The following is a 16880-nucleotide window of genomic DNA, read 5'->3' as shown; positions in this document are numbered from 1 at the left end:
ACACCTCGGAACCCGTACTCATTGCGCAGTTCCTATCCGGCTCACGATGCCGTTCCCGGTCGGTCACGACGCGGATCGGTCAGCGCGAGGAAGACCTCGTCCAACGACGGGCGCCGCATTGCCACATCGGTGAGCTCGATGCCGGCCTCGGTGGTTCTGCGGATCACCTCGACGAGAGTTTCGGGACCGCGTGGTGCGGGAACCGCAACCACGTGGTCGTCGCCGCCACCGCCACCATCGGGGATCAGATCGGCGAAGAGCCTTCGCAACATGTCGAGATCCCGTGCGTGGGCCGGCGTCACCTCACAGTAGGCGGCGCCGATCGACAGTTTGAGCTCGTCCGATGTGCCCTCTGCGATCACCCGCCCCTTATCGATCACCACAATGTTGTCGGACAGTACGTCGGCTTCTTCGAGGTACTGCGTGGTGAGCAGAATCGTCACACCCGAATCCCGAAGTCGCTCGACGAGGGTCCACACCTCTTGTCTGCTGCGAGGGTCCAGCCCTGTCGTCGGCTCATCGAGGAACACCACCTTGGGCTGCGTCACCAGGCCGCACGCGATATCGATCCGCCGACGCATACCGCCGGAGTACTGGCCCACCCGTTTTGCACCGGCGTCGGTCAACGAGAACATGTCGAGCAGTTCGTCGGCGCGTGCCCGCGCGACCGACTTCGACAGGCCCAACAGTCGCCCGAACAGAACCAGATTCTCGCGGCCGGTCAATGCCTCATCCAGCGCGGCGAACTGTCCGGTCAACATGATCGATCGGCGAACGGCTGAGGCTTCATTGACCACATCGTGTCCGTACACGGTCGCCGTGCCCTTGTCGGGGGTCAGAAGAGTGCAGAGCATATTGACCGTCGTGGTCTTGCCTGCCCCGTTGGGTCCGAGGATCGCGACGATCTGACCCTGCGGCACAGAGAAACTCACATCATCGACAGCAATGGTGTCCTTGAATCGTTTGTGCAGCCCAGACGCCACGATCGCATACGACGTCTCGTCCGCCTGCGAGATCCCATCGATTGCCTTGCCACCGACCGCTGCCCTGCCATCGCCTTGATCGGCAGTGGCCGTTCCAGGTGACCTGGGTATCGACGACCGAGACGCAGGGATGACCCCTCGACCGTCGGAATCGCGCACCGGCTGTACGAAAGGACGTCCCCCTAACGTCGCCGTTGGAGTCTCGTGACGAAGCGTGGGATCCACTCGGCTCTGAGGTGCTCGATCGTCTCGAGGCGGGCCGTACCCGTTGAGCGGCGGAGCGGTCGGCGCACTCGCCGACGGGGCCGTCGGCGATCGAACATAAGGATCGGTCCGGGGCGGTTGCGAGTTCTGCGCGACTCCATGAACCAGGCCCGGACCGGGTGCAGTCGAACCGTTGACCGGGCGATGAGCCGGTTCACCACCCTGCCGAGTAGGCGGGTTACCGTTCGCCGGCATCGTTCCATTGGGGCCGAAATGCACTTGCTCCGACGCCACCGCACCGGCGGCCCGCTCGGCGCGCCAGCGGCGAAGCTGCTGCTCGACAGGGTCCGGCTCGTCGAAGGGATCGACCTCGTCGGCACGCTGCACGCTCGCATGCCTACGATGCCTCGGCTCACGTGCCGAGACAGACTCCTGGGCTTCGGGCATTGCTTTCCTCTACGTTCGGTGACGCTTTCGGCACAACAGGCGAGGGATTCCGCAGAGGTCGGTACCGCGAGATCCGACGCCCTCGGATGGCAGCGGGTCCACGATTCAAACTTACGCACAGATCCGCTTCAACACGCTCATCCTCGCCCTAACCTATCGTCGAACGATCGACGAGAGTTACCCCTCCTCCGGTCGGCGGTTGCCGTCATTCACGCCGGCGATGGTTCAGATGGTCCACATTTGATCATTCGATCAAATGTGGGCGGATCAAAGGGCCTGTCACCGTCAAGCAATCGGCGCCCGTTCGGTGCCCAACCAAATCCCACAGTTGAATTCAAGGCAATTCCAAGAAACGTGTACCTTGGCTAACGACGCGACGCCCAAACCAAGAGATTTTCGGGAGATCATCGGTGAAGCTTTCCGTCGTTATTCCTGCATACAATGAGGAATCCCAGTTGCCCGGCTGCCTCGACAGCCTGCTCGCCCAGACCAGAGCGATCGACGAGATCATCGTGGTCGACAACAACTCGACCGACCGAACATCTTCGGTTGTCGCCGACTACGCAGCGCGCCACGCCGCGGTCCGTCACGAGTTCGAGCCGGTCCAGGGCGTTCACGCGGCCCGAAGTCGCGGCCTCGACTCGGCGACATCAGAACTGATAGCCAAGGTCGATGCGGACACACGTGTCGGACCCGACTGGGCCGCACGGGGAGTGGAGTTCCTCGCGGGTCCCCAGGGTCGCGAGTTCTCCGCACTCACCGGGCCCCTCCTGCTGGCTGACGCCCCCTTCGAGGAGTTTCAGAAGCGGATGGCCGCACGCAGCTACGGCAAGCTGGCCGAGGGCGGATCGATCGGGTCGGTCCACGGTCCCGCGTACTTCCTCCGCCGCGATGCCTGGCGTCAGATCCGTCACCGCCTGCACACCGACAAACACGTATGGGAGGACCTCGACGTCGGTTTATCAATGGCCGCCTGCGGAATGCGGGTGGCATTTGATCCACGACTACTGGCCGAGACATCCTGTCGGCGCCTGCGAACGTCGCCGTGGCGCAACCGCCACTACATTCTCGGCGGTCGACGGACGGCACGCGCACACGGGCACACCCGACTCACCGCGATGATGACGCTCGACGCCGTTGTCAAGTTCGCGATGTTCACCTACTTCTGGCTGATCCTCCGACCCTGGGACCCGACCACCCGCACGTGGCGACCACATCGATACTTCACGCCGCTCCCGGCGTGAGCGGAGTACCCGCACCGCGTTCGGCGTGACGACTGTCGGATCACGACCGACTGCTTTGTCGACTCGACATCCCCAGCCCATCGCTACCCTCGATCACATGACCCTCGACAAGACCGGCGCAGAAGCAGACGTTTCCCAGGTTGCCGACACGCAGCGCTACCAAATCAGCGTCGATGAACAGATCGCCGGCTTCACCGCCTACCGCGAACGCGAGCACGATGGGGCGACCGAACGTATCTTCTTCCATACCGAGGTGGACGCGAAGTTCGGTGGACGCGGCCTGGCCACCATCCTGATCGAGCAGGCTCTCACCGACACGCGAGCGCAGGGAAAGGTCATCGTCGGCGTGTGCCCGCTGGTCGCGGCGTTCCTCAAGAAGCACCACGAGTTCGACGGCGACACCCGTCCCGTGCACGAGGAGACGATCAACTGGCTCCAAGGTCAGATCAATTGATCAACTTTTCACAGATGTGGGGCCCTAAGTCCCTGTCGGTCCCCGCGGCAGTCCCCTACTCTTGAACCTGTGAGCGGGGGTGGACGACCGCTCACCGCGACGGTTGGGCAGACCCGCCGGCCACCTCTCCGGGCGTGGCACCGCAACCGATCACCGGCCCGTCCGACGCTCTGCGTCGGACGGGCCGAGTCGCATCCGGACCCTGCCGGCGACCACCGGACATGTCGGACTCGCACCCTAGACTGACGGCGTGGCGTTGATGGTTGGTCAAGAATTCGCGGGATATCGAATCGTTCGGGTACTGGGCGCCGGCGGCATGGGCGAGGTCTACCTGGCCCAACACCCGCGACTGCCGCGCCTCGACGCACTCAAGGTGTTGCCGGCGAATCTCTCGTCGGACGAGGCCTTCCGACGACGGTTCACCCGCGAAGCCGATCTCGCGGTACGCCTCGACCATCCGAACGTCGTCGACGTCTACGACCGCGGCGAGCACGACGGTCAGCTCTGGATCACCATGCGATACGTCGAAGGCCTCGACGCCGCCGCGCTCTTGTCGTCGCACCCGGGCGGTCTGCCGACCGATGAGGTCGCACACATCGTCTCCGCGGTCGCCGACGCTCTCGACCATGCCCACTCCCAGAACCTGCTGCACCGCGACGTCAAGCCCGCCAACATCCTGCTCACCGACGCCACCGGCCCGTCCGGAAATCGCCGCGTCCTGCTCGCCGACTTCGGCATCGCGCGCCCCATCCTCGACGACACCCGCCTGACCGCCACGAACCTCACCGTCGGGTCGTTCGCCTACTCTTCACCCGAGCAGCTTGCCGCCGAGAAGCTCGACGGTCGCGCCGACCAGTACTCACTCGCTTGCACCGCTTACCAGCTACTCAGTGGCTCAACACCTTTTGCGAGCACGAATGCGGCGGCATTGATCCGTCAGCACTTGACCGAGATCCCACCGGCGATCACCACCCGCCGACGCGATCTGCCTCCGCGCGTCGACCAGGTCCTTCACCGTGCGCTCGAGAAGGAGCCGGACCGCAGGTACCGAACCTGTACGGTATTCGCGACCGAACTCACCGCAGCACTCGCAGCACATCCGGCCGCACCCACCGTCGCACCTCCGCCCGATCCCTCGACCGTCGGTCATCAGCGCACGCAGAGTGCTCCGGCCTCGTATCCACAACCTGCCGTCGAACTGGGGAAGCCTGGTCCTTCCTCAGGTGGCGCGCCCCAACCCGGTCAGACCTCACTCCCCCCGATCTCGCCAGGCGTGACACCGCCGCCGTACACGACGCACGGGACTGCGCAACGGTCGAATCCGGTTGTGTCGTATCAGGCACACGGCAGTCCACAGAACCAACATCGGCAACCATCGGGATACCCGTCGCCACCTGACCCCAAAGCCAAGAGTTACGCCCTCTGGTCGATGATCTGCGCGGTGCTGTCGTTCCCCGGCGTCTGTCTGGTCGTCGTCGGATTCGCCGCGGCCGCTTTGGCGGTGTTCTTCGGACTCTCGAGCCTCAAGATCGCCAAGGCGCGCCCCGACGTGCCGCCTGCGCAGCACAATCGCGGCCTGGCCATCGCCGGACTCGTCGTCGCCGGTTTCGGCCTCGTGTGGAATATCGCCGTCCTCATCGCGGCCTTGGCCGACAGCAGTCTGTGATCCGGTGGAATTTCGGGTTTTTTGGAAACGTCTGCGCCGAAATCCTGCTTTCACGGCTTCGCAAATCACCTGTTGCTCTTCCGGCTATGATTTCCGCATGTCCGCGATCTCTGCGATCCAGACCGAAACTCTCGACATCCTCAGGACGGTGATTCCAGCTGGCAGCACGGTCGCCCTCCTCGATTTCCCCAACCACGCCAACGCCGGAGACGTCCTCATCTATCGAGGCGAACTCGCCTATCTCCAGCGGCTGGGGTGCGAGATCGCCTACACGGCAACGTTCAACACCTACGACAAAGGCGCTCTCGCTTCCGCCGTCTCCACTGGCCCGATCCTTCTTCATGGTGGAGGCAACTTCGGTGACAGGTACCCGATTTACCAGCCATTTCGGGAACGGGTGATCGGCGAGAATCGTGACCGGCCGATCATCGGTCTGCCGCAGACATTCGAATACCGCGATCGCAATGCTCTGACCCACACACAGCAGGTGTACGGCGAACATCCCGACCTCACTTTGCTGATTCGCGATCGCAGTGCACTCGAGCGGGTCACCGAGCTGTTTCCTGCGAACCAGGTCCACTATTGCCCGGACACCGCCCTCGGTGCCGGCCGCATCGACCCCGCCCGCGAACCCGACCACGACGTTATCCTCCTCAAGCGGACCGACGGAGAGTCGGCGTTCTCCGCCGATGGCATCCCGCCGAGTTTGATGGATGAGGCGTTCATCCATGACTGGCGCATGGAGTGGTTCGGATACGACCTCAGGTGGTGGCCGCAGTCGCTCGCGATAGTGACTCTGAGTACGGTCCCGGTGTTCCGGCGTCGGATCCACCGATGGGCGAAGCGAGCCTTCGACCGCCAGTCCGAACTGATCGTGCGCTCGGCAGTCGATGCCCTCTCACGCGGTCGTGTCGTCCTCACCGACCGACTCCACGGCGCAGTCCTCGGTGTTCTGCTCGAGAAGCCGGTGGTCATGGTCGACAACGCCAACAGCAAGTTGTCCGCGGCGTTCCGCGATTACCTGGCCACCTTCGGTCACGTTGCCCTTGCCCGCGACTTCCACGAAGGCTATGACGTCGCCAAATCGATGGCGTCCGCGTTGTGACTCGGGTCGCGCGACGTAGCAGGCGTGCCGGCGCCAAGCCCCGACTCGAGGTCCGTCCCGACTCCCCGGCCACCACGCGCATCTCCGCAACAATCCAGGCTCCCGATAGCACGACGATGATTGTCGCCACCGAGTCGTCGCACCCGCTGGACAGCTCGGCGACGCCGTGGCTGGCGCCGACGCTTCCGACGGCGATGTGGCTGTCCGCCGATCTCACCATCGAGGGTGCGGTCGATCCTGTGGCCCTTGAGAACGCGGGCAAAGCCCAGGGAGTGCTCGCCGAGTGGTATCCACGGCACCTCGCACCCGCCGACATTCACGCCGGCCAGGGGCCGACCGCGCCCCGCGCGGATGGCGTCGGATGCTTTTTCAGCGGAGGTGTGGACAGCTTCTATTCCGCCCTCACTCACCTGGACCGACTCACTCACCTCGTCTTCGTCCTGGGCTTCGACATCATGAATGACGAAGCACTGGCGACTCAGGCGCTGGATTCGGCGCGATCAGCAGCAGCCGAACTCGGCAAACCTCTCATAGAGGTGCGCACCACCCTACGGAGCGCGTTCGGTGACGTCGCCCGCGTGCCATGGGGATGGATCTTCCACGGCCCCGCCTTGGCGCACGTGGCCAACGCGCTCTCGCCTGTACTCGGCACGATCATCGTCCCCTCGTCAGACTCGACGGGCAGCATTCACCGGTGGGGCTCGCATCCCCAACTCGACCCACTGTGGTCTGGCTCGTCGGTGACACTCGAGCACGACTCCATCGACGTCACCAGACTCGAGAAGGTCAGGAAGATCAGCCGGTCGGCGCCCGCCATGAAGAATCTACGAGTGTGCTGGGAGAATCGTGACGGACGGTTCAACTGTGGTCGTTGCGCCAAATGTCTGCGCACCATGCTCGAGTTGCTGGTGGCCGGCGGTAATTGCACGACTCTGCCGGACCGACCTCGCGCCGATCAGGTGAAGCACATCCACGCCGCTTCGGGCGAACGATTCCATCTCCGGCAGGTACTCGACGAGCTTCGTGCCGGGAGCATCGACGATCCGGAACTCGAACGGGCCATCCGCACTGCGATCCGTCGCGGACCCGTACTTCAGTACTTTCCCCAGCGCCGATAACACTCGCGAATACAAAGACGACGAAGCGGCCCGCTCCCCTGAGGGAACGGGCCGCTTCGCGTGAATCCTGTTGCGAGAACGCCTTACTTGGCCTTCTCCAGCACCTCGACGAGTCGCCAGTGCTTGGTCGCCGACAGCGGGCGGGTCTCCATGATCCGCACACGGTCGCCGACGCCGGCATCGCCGTTCTCGTCGTGGGCCTTGACCTTGCTCGTGGTCCGGATGATCTTGCCGTACAGCGCGTGACGCTTACGGTCTTCCAGCTCGACCACGATGGTCTTCTGCATCTTGTCGCTGACGACGTAACCGATCCGCTCCTTGCGGCGGTTACGCTCGGCGGTCGCCGATGCTTCTTGGGTTTCGGTCACCTTCTGGTCCTCACTCATGCGTCATCACCATCCGGTCCCGACGCCAGACCGAGCTCGCGCTCCCGCATCACGGTGTAGATGCGCGCGATCTCGCGACGCACCGTCCGCAGACGCCGGTTGTTGTCGAGCTGACCGGTGGCCATCTGGAACCGAAGGTTGAAGAGCTCTTCCTTCGACTCTTTCAAGCGGTCGACCAGATCGGTATCACTGAGGTCACGCAGCTCGGCTGCGGCAACTCCGAGTCCCATCAGAACTGCTCCTCTCTGGTCACGATTCGGGTCTTGATCGGGAGCTTGTGCTGCGCGCGGCGCAGGGCCTCGCGAGCGATCTCCTCGTTCGGGTAGGTCATCTCGAACAGCACGCGACCCGGCTTGACCGGGGCGACCCACCACTCGGGAGAACCCTTACCCGAACCCATGCGGGTTTCGGCCGGCTTCTTGGTGAGCGGACGGTCCGGGAAGATGTTGATCCAGACCTTGCCGCCACGCTTGATGTGCCGGTTGATGGCGATACGAGCGGACTCGATCTGACGGTTGGTGATGTAGGCGCCTTCCAGAGCCTGGATGCCGAAATCACCGAACGTCACCTTGGTACCGCCCGACGCCTGACCCTTCAGGCTCGGGTGATGCTGCTTGCGGTGCTTGACCCGCCGTGGGATCAACATTGCCTAGCCCTCCTGCTTCTCTGCACCGGCTGCTGCCGTCGCCTCAGCGGGGGCCTCGGCAGCGCGACCGGCGTCGGTGCTCGTGGCCGTGGTGCCCGAGGCACCGCTGCGGCGGGGACGGCTCGGCCGACGCGGACGACGGTCCTCGGCGGCCGGCGCGGCTGCGGACAGCTCACGCTTGCCACCGACGATGTCGCCCTTGTAGATCCACACCTTCACGCCGATCCGGCCGAAGGTGGTCTTGGCCTCGTGCAAGCCGTAGTCGATGTCGGCGCGCAGGGTGTGCAGGGGCACACGGCCTTCGCGGTAGAACTCGCTGCGGCTCATCTCCGCGCCGCCCAGGCGACCCGAGCACTGCACCCGGATGCCCTTGACGTTGGGCTGACGCATCGCCGACTGGATGGCCTTGCGCATCGCGCGACGGAACGCCACACGGTTGCTCAGCTGCTCGGCGACACCCTGGGCCACCAGCTGGGCCTCGGACTCAGGGTTCTTGACCTCGAGGATGTTCAGCTGGACCTGCTTGCCGGTCAGCTTCTCCAGCTCGCCGCGGATGCGATCGGCCTCGGCGCCGCGGCGACCGATGACGATGCCCGGGCGGGCGGTGTGGATGTCGACGCGAACCCGGTCACGGGTGCGCTCGATCTCCACCTTGGCGATGCCGGCGCGCTCGAGCCCCTGCGAGAGGAGCTTGCGGATGGCGACATCCTCTTTCACGTACTCCGCGTACTGCTTGTCGGCGTACCACCGGCTGTTCCAGTCGGTCGTGATGCCCAGACGGAAGCCGTGCGGGTTGATTTTCTGGCCCACTACTAGGCTCCCTTCTTCTTCGGCTGACGCGAACGACCGCGACCGCCGGCGGCGGCCTTCTCCGGCAGGCTCTCCACGACCACGGTGATGTGGCTGGTGCGCTTGCGGATACGGAACGCGCGGCCCTGCGCACGCGGCTGGAACCGCTTCATGGTCGGGCCCTCGTCGGCGTAAGCCGTGGCGACGACCAGGCTCCGGCGATCGAGGTCCTGGTTGTTCTCGGCGTTGGCGACCGCGCTGGCGAGCACCTTGTACACGGGCTCCGACGCCGACTGCGGCGCGAACCGCAGGATGTCGAGGGCCTCGTCGACGTTCTTGCCGCGGATCAGGTCGAGCACGCGACGCGCCTTCATCGGCGTCACGCGCACGAACTTGGCCGTGGCCTTCGCGGTGGGATTATCGGTCTGCGTAGTCATTACCGGCGCTTCGCTTTCCGGTCATCCTTGATGTGACCCTTGAAGGTACGGGTGGGGGCGAACTCGCCCAACTTGTGCCCGACCATGTTGTCCGAGACAAACACCGGGACATGCTTGCGACCGTCGTGGACGGCGAAGGTGTGTCCGATGAAGTCGGGGATGATGGTCGAACGGCGCGACCAGGTCTTGATGACCTGCTTGGTGCCCTTCTCGTTCTGTGCGTCGACCTTGGCAAGCAGGTGGTCGTCGACGAACGGGCCCTTCTTGAGGCTGCGTGGCATTCTCTAACTCCCTCCTGTGCTTATCGCTTGTTCTTGCCGGTACGACGGCGACGGACGATGAGCTTGTCGCTCGCCTTGTTCTTGCGGGTGCGGCCTTCCGGCTGACCCCACGGGCTGACCGGGTGACGACCACCGGAGGTCTTGCCCTCGCCACCACCGTGCGGGTGGTCGACCGGGTTCATGACCACACCACGGACGGTCGGGCGCTTGCCCTTCCACCGCATGCGGCCGGCCTTGCCCCAGTTGATGTTGCTCTGCTCGGCGTTGCCGACCTCGCCGACGGTGGCGCGGCAGCGCACGTCGACGCGACGGATCTCACCGGAGGGCATACGCAGGGTCGCGTAGGCGCCCTCCTTGCCGAGCAGCTGGATCGACGCACCGGCCGAGCGGGCCATCTTCGCGCCGCCACCCGGGCGCAACTCGACGGCGTGCACCTGGGTACCGGTCGGGATGTTGCGCAGCGGCAGGTTGTTGCCGGGCTTGATGTCGGCGGTCGGACCGCTTTCCACCACGTCGCCCTGCTTGAGGTTCTTGGGCGCGATGATGTAGCGCTTCTCGCCGTCGACGTAGTGCAGCAACGCAATCCGCGCGGTGCGGTTCGGGTCGTACTCGATGTGTGCGACCTTGGCGTTGACGCCGTCCTTGTCGTTACGACGGAAGTCGATCAGACGGTAGGCACGCTTGTGACCGCCACCCTTGTGACGAGTGGTGATGCGACCGTGCGCGTTACGACCGCCGCGTCCGTGGAGCGGGCGGACCAACGACTTCTCCGGATGGTCACGGGTGATCTCGGCGAAATCCGAGCCGGACGACCCGCGACGACCGGGTGTCGTCGGCTTGTATTTACGAATAGCCATGTGAAAGTCCCTCTATTCCAAGAGTCCCGGTCAGCTGACCGAGCCTCCGAAGATCTCGATGGGCTTGCTGTCGGCGGTCAGCGTCACGAACGCGCGCTTGGTGGAGCGGCGCTGGCCGTAGCCGAAGCGGGTCCGCTTGCGCTTGCCCTGCCGGTTCGCGGTGTTGACGCTGTCGACGGTCACGTCGAAGATCTGCTCGACGGCGATCTTGATCTGCGTCTTGTTGGAGTCCGGGTGCACCAGGAAGGTGTACACGTTCTCCTCCATGAGCCCGTAGGACTTCTCCGAGATCACCGGCGCCAGGATGATGTCGCGCGGGTTGGCCTGGATAGCCATGCTCACGCCTCCTTCTGGTCGGTCTTGGATCCGTTGGCAGCGATGTACGCGTTGAGCGTCTCCACGCTGAACACCACCTCATCGGCGTCGAGGACGTCGTAGGTGTTGAGCTGATCGGCCGAGATCGGCAGCACGTTCTGCAGGTTCGCGACGCTCTTCCATGCGGTGAGGTCCTCACGGCCCAGCACCACCAGGAACTTGCGACGATCGCTCAGGCTCTCGAGGAACTGACGCGCGGTCTTGGTCGAGGGGACCTGACCGGGAACCAGCTCGGTGATCACATGGATGCGCTCGTTGCGAGCCCGATCGCTCAGCGCGCCGCGCAGGGCGGCCGCCTTCATCTTCTTCGGGGTGCGCTGGCTGTAGTCACGCGGCTGCGGACCGTGCACGGTGCCACCACCGGCGAACTGCGGTGCGCGGGTCGAACCCTGGCGGGCGCGACCGGTGCCCTTCTGCCGGTACGGCTTGGCGCCACCGCCGCGAACCTCGCCGCGGGTCTTGGTGGCGTGCGTGCCCTGGCGCGCGGCGGCCTGCTGGGCCACCACGACCTGGTGCATCAGCGCGATGTTGGCCGGCGCGTCGAACAGTTCGGCGGGCAGATCAACGGTGCCGTTGGTCGTGCCGTCGGCGTTGCGGACGTCCAGCGTCAATTTGACTGTGGTTTCGGCGCTCACTTGTCAGCACCACCCTTCACTGCGTCGCGAACCACCACGATGCCGCCCCGACGACCCGGGATCGCTCCCTTGATCAGCAGCAGGCCGGCCTCGGCGTCCACCTTGTGGACGGTGAGGTTCTGCGTGGTCACCTTGTCGTTACCCATACGTCCGGCCATCCGCATGCCCTTGAACACGCGGCCCGGGGTGGCGCAGCCACCGATGGAACCCGGCGCGCGGTGCACGCGGTGTGCACCGTGGCTGGCGCCCAGACCGGAGAAGCCGTGACGCTTCATCGGACCGGCGAAGCCCTTGCCCTTGGAGGTGCCGGTGACGTCGACCAGCGCACCGTCGGCGAAGATCTCGGCAGTCAATTCCTGACCGACCTCGAGCTCGCTGACATCGGCCACGCGGATCTCGGCCAGGTGCCGGCGCGGGGTGACCCCGGCCTTGCTGAACTGACCGGCGACCGGCTTGGTGACCTTGCGCGGATCGATGGCGCCGTAGGCGACCTGCACGGCGGTGTAGCCGTCACGCTCCGCGGTGCGCAGCTGGGTCACGACGTTCGGGCCCGCCGCGATGACGGTGACCGGGACGACGCGGTTGTTCTCGTCGAATACCTGGGTCATGCCGAGCTTGGTGCCCAGGATGCCCTTGGTTGAACTCTGGTTGCTCATGATTCTTCGCCCCCGCCCTACTGGATGTTGACGTCGACGCTGGCCGGCAGGTCGATGCGCATGAGCGCGTCGACCGTCTTCGGCGTCGGGTCGAGGATGTCGATGAGTCGCTTGTGGGTACGCATCTCGAAGTGTTCGCGGCTGTCCTTGTACTTATGCGGCGAACGGATGACGCAGTACACGTTCTTCTCGGTGGGCAACGGCACCGGGCCGACCACGCGTGCCCCGGTACGGGTCACGGTTTCCACGATCTTGCGCGCCGAAGCGTCGATCGCCTCGTGGTCATAGGCCTTGAGCCTGATGCGGATCTTCTGTCCCGCCACGCTGTGTCCTCTTCCGTCAGTTGTTCTCGACAGACGAACACCGCGCACCTGGGCCGGCACTAGCCGCCGGCGGGCACATAGATCACCGCGTGAGAGTCGGGATCGACGCTGTTCATCTGTCGTTGTACGTTGGCTCGCCCATCAGACGAACCGATTTGCTCCGGCACCCGCGGTCGGGCGTGTCGAGTCCGTGAACCGAGACCGGCGCACGCGTTACACGCCCAGTCCCCGATTTCCGGGCCTGGGAGTCATTCACCTGAGCGAAGCCGCGGAAAATCCCGCAACCTGCCGTCCAGGCAACCCGACAAGTATGCACCAGGGCGGGGGGTGGATTCAAATCGGCCCCTGATGCCACCCGACCTGCAACGACCGCGTCGTCAGCTGCGCGAACGACGAGCAACCCGCCGTCGGGGGCCGCGGCATTAGAACCGTAGCCATGATGCGCTCTGATCAGACCGGCTCACCGTGGGGGCCGACCATGGTCGCCCTGGCTGCGGCCGGGGTTCTGGGGTCGATGCTCTGCCAGTTTCGTCGTGTGCAGCTCGAGAACGACTGGAACGCGCACATGCTCGCGATCAGGTGTCATCCGGTCGCTGCGCTGCCGGACCTGCGTCCCATCTCATGGGCGGCCACCTGTGCGGCCGCGCTCGGCGTGCTCGCCGGCAGCGCACTCGTCCTCAAGGTGGCGGTGTATGGAGTACAGGTGCGTACGGCATGGGTGCCCCTCGCGATTCTGCTGGTGATCGTCGGTGCCGTGATGTTCGCGGCGTCGCTGGCCTCGGTACTCGACATCCCCTCGCACCTGATCGCTGGCTTCGGCACCGACGGCACCGGGCTGCCCTGCGGTGACGGGTGACAGGTGAGGGGGTCGATATCCCCGAGGCAGATCGCCGATGTCACACTCCTCGGCGGCATGACGATGTCCGTCGCCGACGCCGCTACCAGCCGGAGCGCGGTGGGCCCCCGAACCCCTGCTGACCCGGCTCCTGTCGGCCGGGCGCCGACCTGAACCCCGGTTGCCCCGGATACTGCTGCTGCCCGAACCCCGGTTGCCCGAGTCCCGGTTGCCCGAGCCCCTGCCCGAATCCCGGTTGTCCCGGCGCCGACCCGACACCCGGCTGCGGCGCGCCCGGGAATCCGTTCCCGAATGCGGTCGGCGCCGGACCGGCCGGCGTCACGGGCCGCATCAGCGACAGCACGAGCCCGCCGACGGCGACAATCAGTGCGACCAGCGCCGCGACGAACACGATCCACAGTCCGTAGCCCGCGTGCACGTCGGGAGCCGGACCTCCGAGCGAGGTGTCGTCGGCGGGACTCTTGCCGTCGGCAGAGACCGCCGCACCGGGGTCGGAGAGAAAAACCGCCGCAGCGATCAACGCGGCGAGGCCGATGACCGTGCCGGCGATCGACGCGATCGCGGGGAATCTCCGCAGGATCAGCGGTACCGACGCGACGATGAGGAGCACTCCGAAGACGATCGTCCACACACCCGGTGCCGCCGTGTTGTCGTCGGACGAGTCGCTGGAACCCTGTTCGCGCTCGAGCTCCTGTTTGAACTGTTCCTGGAATTGGGACGGCAACGACGAGACGTCGATGTCATTGCTCGTCGACACCGACCCGAGACCGGTCACCGACGACGACACCGATCCCGTGATCGCCCCGGCACCCGGAATCGACTGATTGAGTTGGAGTTCGGCGGTGGCCCACGTCAGGAAGCTGAAGGCGACCATCACCAGGCCGAGCACTGCCAAACCCGCGCCGATGATCAGGGTGGGCGTGGGTCGCCCGGAGCGCGTCGCGGTGAGTCGCGACGCCACCGATCCGGACCCGGATGCTGGCGCAGGCGCCGCGGGCGATCCGAACGGACCGGGTTGCCCGTACGGCTGCTGCCCGGCGTTCGGTTGCTGGTGCCCGTGATTCGGCTGCCCGTACTGGGGCTGACCGTGTTGCGGCTGCCCGTACTGGGGCTGCCCGTACTGGGGCTGGCCCTGCCCGCCGGGCGCGCCGTAGCCCGCCTGTCCGAATCCGCCGTGACCGGGATTCGAGGACCCCGGCTGCCCCTGACCGCCGAGATTCCCGTGGTCGCCGAATGTCATTGGTCAGCCTCCCGCAGCCGTTCGCACACCTCTGCCGAGGTTCGGACGCATCGAACTGTATCCCCCGGAACGGACATTCACCGCGCATGTCGATCATTCGATCATTCGGATCAGGACGCCGCGTGGCCACCCAGACTTGTCGGCGGACGCCGCGCACCGCGGATACAGCCAGGCTCGGCCGGCATGAATCAGGCTGTCCCCGAACCGGTTTGACGAGCGCACGAGGCAACCGATCCGGCCGGGCGCGGACGGCGTCATGTGCAAGACGCCGACGACGCCGGGACCGTGGAGGTCTCCGACGTCGTCGACGATCCGACCCGGTGGTCGGAGGAATGCGGTATCAGGGCAGGGGAATCCAGAACCCGAACAGCCAGAACCCGTTCGGGGTGTACTGACCCGGCTGCCAGCGCGGCTGCGGATGCCACTGCGGCTGCGGGTGCCACTGGGGCTGGGGATGCCACTGCCGGGGCTGTGGCTGCCACCGGTTCGGCTGTGGTTGCGGCTGCCACCGGTTGGGCTGCTGGTAGTGGTTTCCCTGCGGCGGCGGGGGGGCGGCTGACGCGATGCCGGCACCGGCGCCGATGCCGGTGACGATGGCCCCGGCGGCGATGACGCCCGCCACGATCCGCTTTGCGGGCACTGAGCGCGACTTCACCGACCGCGCCTCGGTCCCCGAACTGCTGACGGTGTTCATGAGATGTCCCTTCGAACGACAATGATCGTCGACGGCGTCGGACGGCGCCGGCTCGACAGCCGCGACGAACAACAACTCCCGACCGTGTCGGTCGGGAGTCGACGGCGTCGTCGGCCAGCGCTGACGCTACGCCGTCCCAGGGACAGAAAATCGGACCTGACCTGCAGATTCGCTGTGGGAGGCTGAGCCCTTTAGGTGCTTTGATCCGAACGCGAAGAGCTGATTGCCAGCCGAATCACATCAATGTTCGTTTTGCTCCCAGCAACCCCACAGCGCCCCTGCGATCGGTCAGGGCAGCGGAATCCAGAACCCGAAGAACCAGAACCCGCGCGGGCTGGTCTGACGCGGCGCCCACTGCTGACGCTGGGGCTGCTGCTGACGCTGCGGCTGCTGCTGGCGCTGGGGCTGCGGCTGCTGCTGACGCTGCGGTTGCTGCTGGGTCTGCTGGTGGCTGGGGGCAGTCGGCGCCGCCGAGGCGAGACCCGCCCCTGCTCCGACGCCGGTGATGATGGCACCGGCGGCTACGACACCGGCCACGGTGCGCTTGATGGTAATGCCCGAACGCTTGGCGGTCGCTGTTGTCATCTGGGTTTCCCTTTCTCGGATCTACGGACGGACGACGAGGTCGAAAGACCGCCGTCCACAGCCACGGCGACGTCGTGATCGGTGTGATCAGGAGAACCGATCCACTCCCCGGCGCAACGTTCGCTTCGTGTCTAAGCCATTACGCTACAACCGTTTTCGGGTCTAAACCGTCGCTCACGCTGCGAGGTTTCTGTGCGGTTCATGTCGGTTTGACCGTTTCGCCCGGTACACCCGAAGCGTCCTGTCAGGACCGCCACAGACAAGGCCGCAGTGCTCACAGCCGATCGCCAGCGATCTCAGCCGAGCACGGCCGCTCGCCCCGCACGGGTGGGCGGTTAGGGTCGGTTCCATGACGACCAAGCCCTCGCACACCGACGATGCTCAACCATCGGCGATGACCGCGACCTATGCCCTGCGCCGGCGCCTGCCCGACAACGTTCTCGGCCACGCCCTGTTCTCTCTCGGAATGGTCGCGCGCGTTCCCTACTTCGGCACCGTGCTGCCCATCGTCGAGGAGATGCGACCCGGGTACTGCAAGGTGAGCGCGCCCAAGTGGTTCGGCGTGTACAACCACATCGGCACGTTCCACGCGATCGCGGCGTGCAACCTCGCCGAGGCCGCAATGGGCATGCTGATGGAGGCCAGCCTGCCGCCGTCGCATCGCTGGCTGCCCAAGGCCATGTCGACGCAGTACCTGGCCAAGGCCACCACGCGACTGACGGCGGAGGCGACCCTGACCGAACCGATCGACGTCGAGGCGATCAGTACCGGAACCGACGTCGTCGTCTCCGTCCGCATCCTCGACACGCACGGCACCGAGGTGGTCCACGCCGACATCACCACCTGGGTGACGCCGCGCGCGGGCGACGACTCACGCTGACGCACCGGGACAAAACTCC

Annotated in this window: 22 protein-coding genes; 7 read left to right on the top strand and 15 right to left on the bottom strand. The window is 65.6% G+C overall.

Features of this window, described 5'->3' with window-relative positions; translation table 11 throughout:
* Positions 1-41 precede the first annotated feature (41 nt).
* A complete protein-coding gene (locus QNM97_RS04900) occupies positions 42-1634 on the bottom strand; it encodes an ATP-binding cassette domain-containing protein (RefSeq protein WP_283821837.1) in 1593 nt (530 codons plus the stop codon).
* A 410-nt stretch (positions 1635-2044) separates the two neighbouring features.
* On the opposite strand from QNM97_RS04900, the gene QNM97_RS04895 reads away from it, so the two are divergent.
* The 5 genes from QNM97_RS04895 to QNM97_RS04875 all read left to right on the top strand — a co-directional run bounded on the left by QNM97_RS04895 (position 2045) and on the right by QNM97_RS04875 (position 7221).
* Positions 2045-2878 (top strand): glycosyltransferase family 2 protein, encoded by an 834-nt coding sequence (locus QNM97_RS04895; protein ID WP_283821836.1) that lies wholly within the window; start codon positions 2045-2047, stop codon positions 2876-2878.
* A 97-nt stretch (positions 2879-2975) separates the two neighbouring features.
* Positions 2976-3332, top strand: a complete 357-nt coding sequence (locus QNM97_RS04890; RefSeq protein WP_283821835.1) for a GNAT family N-acetyltransferase — start codon at positions 2976-2978, stop codon at positions 3330-3332.
* 259 nt (positions 3333-3591) lie between these two features.
* Complete coding sequence (locus QNM97_RS04885; RefSeq protein ID WP_283823099.1) at positions 3592-4998, top strand: serine/threonine-protein kinase; 1407 nt, start codon at positions 3592-3594, stop codon at positions 4996-4998.
* Between the two features lie 97 nt (positions 4999-5095).
* Positions 5096-6103, top strand: a complete 1008-nt coding sequence (locus QNM97_RS04880; RefSeq protein ID WP_283821834.1) for a polysaccharide pyruvyl transferase family protein — start codon at positions 5096-5098, stop codon at positions 6101-6103.
* A 116-nt stretch (positions 6104-6219) separates the two neighbouring features.
* Entirely contained in the window at positions 6220-7221 is a 1002-nt protein-coding gene (locus tag QNM97_RS04875) for an adenine nucleotide alpha hydrolase family protein (RefSeq protein ID WP_283821833.1), read from the top strand.
* Between the two features lie 83 nt (positions 7222-7304).
* Here QNM97_RS04875 and rpsQ read toward each other — a convergent pair whose 3' ends face one another.
* From rpsQ to rpsJ, 11 genes are read right to left on the bottom strand one after another with little or no spacing between them, the layout of a single operon-like run.
* Positions 7305-7607 (bottom strand): 30S ribosomal protein S17, encoded by a 303-nt coding sequence (gene rpsQ, locus QNM97_RS04870; protein ID WP_006367920.1) that lies wholly within the window; start codon positions 7605-7607, stop codon positions 7305-7307.
* Complete coding sequence (rpmC, locus tag QNM97_RS04865) at positions 7604-7837, bottom strand: 50S ribosomal protein L29 (RefSeq protein ID WP_006367919.1); 234 nt, start codon at positions 7835-7837, stop codon at positions 7604-7606. The genes rpsQ and rpmC overlap by 4 nt, the downstream gene beginning before the upstream one ends.
* Positions 7837-8253 carry a 50S ribosomal protein L16 gene (gene rplP, locus QNM97_RS04860; RefSeq protein ID WP_006367918.1) on the bottom strand — a complete coding sequence of 139 codons (417 nt, stop codon included), beginning with the start codon at positions 8251-8253 and terminating at the stop codon, positions 7837-7839. The genes rpmC and rplP overlap by 1 nt, the downstream gene beginning before the upstream one ends.
* Before the next feature lie 3 nt (positions 8254-8256).
* A complete protein-coding gene (gene rpsC, locus QNM97_RS04855) occupies positions 8257-9063 on the bottom strand; it encodes a 30S ribosomal protein S3 (RefSeq protein ID WP_006367917.1) in 807 nt (268 codons plus the stop codon).
* 2 nt (positions 9064-9065) lie between these two features.
* Positions 9066-9479, bottom strand: coding sequence for a 50S ribosomal protein L22 (gene rplV, locus QNM97_RS04850; protein ID WP_006367916.1), 414 nt, complete (start codon positions 9477-9479; stop codon positions 9066-9068).
* On the bottom strand, positions 9479-9760 hold the full coding sequence (gene rpsS / locus QNM97_RS04845; protein WP_006367915.1) for a 30S ribosomal protein S19: 282 nt from the start codon (positions 9758-9760) through the stop codon (positions 9479-9481). Before rpsS ends, rplV begins: the two co-directional genes overlap by 1 nt.
* 20 nt (positions 9761-9780) lie before the next feature.
* Positions 9781-10617: a 50S ribosomal protein L2 gene (rplB, locus tag QNM97_RS04840; protein WP_006367914.1), complete on the bottom strand. Its 837-nt coding sequence runs from the start codon at positions 10615-10617 to the stop codon at positions 9781-9783.
* A 30-nt stretch (positions 10618-10647) separates the two neighbouring features.
* Positions 10648-10953, bottom strand: coding sequence for a 50S ribosomal protein L23 (rplW, locus tag QNM97_RS04835; protein ID WP_006367913.1), 306 nt, complete (start codon positions 10951-10953; stop codon positions 10648-10650).
* 2 nt (positions 10954-10955) lie between these two features.
* The gene (rplD, locus tag QNM97_RS04830; protein ID WP_006367912.1) at positions 10956-11627 is read right to left on the bottom strand and encodes a 50S ribosomal protein L4; all 672 of its coding nucleotides are present in this window, start codon (positions 11625-11627) and stop codon (positions 10956-10958) included.
* On the bottom strand, positions 11624-12283 hold the full coding sequence (gene rplC, locus QNM97_RS04825) for a 50S ribosomal protein L3 (RefSeq protein WP_006367911.1): 660 nt from the start codon (positions 12281-12283) through the stop codon (positions 11624-11626). The genes rplD and rplC overlap by 4 nt, the downstream gene beginning before the upstream one ends.
* A 17-nt stretch (positions 12284-12300) precedes the next feature.
* Entirely contained in the window at positions 12301-12606 is a 306-nt protein-coding gene (gene rpsJ, locus QNM97_RS04820; RefSeq protein WP_003938093.1) for a 30S ribosomal protein S10, read from the bottom strand.
* Between the two features lie 436 nt (positions 12607-13042).
* On the opposite strand from rpsJ, the gene QNM97_RS04815 reads away from it, so the two are divergent.
* The gene (locus QNM97_RS04815) at positions 13043-13462 is read left to right on the top strand and encodes a hypothetical protein (protein WP_283821832.1); all 420 of its coding nucleotides are present in this window, start codon (positions 13043-13045) and stop codon (positions 13460-13462) included.
* Between the two features lie 82 nt (positions 13463-13544).
* On the opposite strand, the gene QNM97_RS04810 is transcribed toward QNM97_RS04815, so the two are convergent.
* From QNM97_RS04810 to QNM97_RS04800, 3 genes are all read right to left on the bottom strand, one after another.
* Positions 13545-14702, bottom strand: coding sequence for a hypothetical protein (locus QNM97_RS04810; protein ID WP_283821831.1), 1158 nt, complete (start codon positions 14700-14702; stop codon positions 13545-13547).
* A 340-nt stretch (positions 14703-15042) separates the two neighbouring features.
* The gene (locus tag QNM97_RS04805; protein ID WP_283821830.1) at positions 15043-15396 is read right to left on the bottom strand and encodes a hypothetical protein; all 354 of its coding nucleotides are present in this window, start codon (positions 15394-15396) and stop codon (positions 15043-15045) included.
* A gap of 288 nt (positions 15397-15684) precedes the next feature.
* A complete protein-coding gene (locus QNM97_RS04800; protein WP_283821829.1) occupies positions 15685-15981 on the bottom strand; it encodes a hypothetical protein in 297 nt (98 codons plus the stop codon).
* Between the two features lie 349 nt (positions 15982-16330).
* On the opposite strand from QNM97_RS04800, the gene QNM97_RS04795 reads away from it, so the two are divergent.
* Positions 16331-16861, top strand: coding sequence for a hotdog fold domain-containing protein (locus QNM97_RS04795; RefSeq protein ID WP_283821828.1), 531 nt, complete (start codon positions 16331-16333; stop codon positions 16859-16861).
* Positions 16862-16880: the final 19 nt, after the last annotated feature.

This window comes from Gordonia sp. L191 (genome assembly GCF_030077625.1).
Taxonomy (GTDB): Bacteria; Actinomycetota; Actinomycetes; order Mycobacteriales; family Mycobacteriaceae; genus Gordonia; species Gordonia polyisoprenivorans_A.
Note: the sequence above shows the minus strand (reverse complement) of the source record. Positions and strands in the feature narration are given on the sequence as shown.

Bases quoted from the DNA above. Each gene is read 5' to 3' on its own strand.
- QNM97_RS04890 (WP_283821835.1), top strand. From the start codon at position 2,976: ATGACCCTCGACAAGACCGGCGCAGAAGCAGACGTTTCCCAGGTTGCC.
- rplW (WP_006367913.1), bottom strand. From the start codon at position 10,953: ATGGCTATCCAGGCCAACCCGCGCGACATCATCCTGGCGCCGGTGATC.
- rplP (WP_006367918.1), bottom strand. From the start codon at position 8,253: ATGTTGATCCCACGGCGGGTCAAGCACCGCAAGCAGCATCACCCGAGC.
- QNM97_RS04800 (WP_283821829.1), bottom strand. From the start codon at position 15,981: ATGACAACAGCGACCGCCAAGCGTTCGGGCATTACCATCAAGCGCACC.
- rplV (WP_006367916.1), bottom strand. From the start codon at position 9,479: ATGACTACGCAGACCGATAATCCCACCGCGAAGGCCACGGCCAAGTTC.
- QNM97_RS04885 (WP_283823099.1), top strand. From the start codon at position 3,592: ATGGTTGGTCAAGAATTCGCGGGATATCGAATCGTTCGGGTACTGGGC.
- QNM97_RS04810 (WP_283821831.1), bottom strand. From the start codon at position 14,702: ATGACATTCGGCGACCACGGGAATCTCGGCGGTCAGGGGCAGCCGGGG.
- QNM97_RS04805 (WP_283821830.1), bottom strand. From the start codon at position 15,396: ATGAACACCGTCAGCAGTTCGGGGACCGAGGCGCGGTCGGTGAAGTCG.
- QNM97_RS04815 (WP_283821832.1), top strand. From the start codon at position 13,043: ATGATGCGCTCTGATCAGACCGGCTCACCGTGGGGGCCGACCATGGTC.
- rplC (WP_006367911.1), bottom strand. From the start codon at position 12,283: ATGAGCAACCAGAGTTCAACCAAGGGCATCCTGGGCACCAAGCTCGGC.
- QNM97_RS04880 (WP_283821834.1), top strand. From the start codon at position 5,096: ATGTCCGCGATCTCTGCGATCCAGACCGAAACTCTCGACATCCTCAGG.
- rpmC (WP_006367919.1), bottom strand. From the start codon at position 7,837: ATGGGACTCGGAGTTGCCGCAGCCGAGCTGCGTGACCTCAGTGATACC.
- rpsS (WP_006367915.1), bottom strand. From the start codon at position 9,760: ATGCCACGCAGCCTCAAGAAGGGCCCGTTCGTCGACGACCACCTGCTT.
- rpsQ (WP_006367920.1), bottom strand. From the start codon at position 7,607: ATGAGTGAGGACCAGAAGGTGACCGAAACCCAAGAAGCATCGGCGACC.
- QNM97_RS04795 (WP_283821828.1), top strand. From the start codon at position 16,331: ATGACGACCAAGCCCTCGCACACCGACGATGCTCAACCATCGGCGATG.
- QNM97_RS04875 (WP_283821833.1), top strand. From the start codon at position 6,220: ATGATTGTCGCCACCGAGTCGTCGCACCCGCTGGACAGCTCGGCGACG.
- rplB (WP_006367914.1), bottom strand. From the start codon at position 10,617: ATGGCTATTCGTAAATACAAGCCGACGACACCCGGTCGTCGCGGGTCG.
- QNM97_RS04900 (WP_283821837.1), bottom strand. From the start codon at position 1,634: ATGCCCGAAGCCCAGGAGTCTGTCTCGGCACGTGAGCCGAGGCATCGT.